This is a genomic window from Rhodobium orientis, assembly GCF_003258835.1.
Taxonomy (GTDB): domain Bacteria; phylum Pseudomonadota; class Alphaproteobacteria; order Rhizobiales; family Rhodobiaceae; genus Rhodobium; species Rhodobium orientis.
The window spans coordinates 1-253 of sequence record NZ_NPEV01000204.1 but is presented as its reverse complement, the minus strand read 5'-3'; the positions used below and the strand labels follow the sequence as shown (position 1 = coordinate 253).

Annotated in this window: 1 protein-coding gene; it reads right to left on the bottom strand. The window is 44.7% G+C overall.

Features of this window, described 5'->3' with window-relative positions; all coding sequences use genetic code 11:
• Positions 1 to 253: glycosyltransferase (locus tag CH339_RS25850; RefSeq protein ID WP_146610317.1), on the bottom strand; the 253-nt coding region annotated here is incomplete at both ends.

The following is a 253-nucleotide window of genomic DNA, read 5'->3' as shown; positions in this document are numbered from 1 at the left end:
GTTCATACCTGCGACAGGCTTTCCGGCAGCCAAAAATTCAAACAGCTTTAAAGGAAATACCGCATTGTTATATGGCGACGGTTTATACGGCATGATACCGATATCCACTACATTCATATAAGCTGGTACTTCTGACGGCGCAGCGGGGCCCGTCCAGATGACATTATCTTCTTCAAGAAGCGCTTTAAAATCTTCGTCTCCGTTTGTCCCGTCAGGACCGACAAATAAAAATGTCCACTCTTTTTTTGTTCTG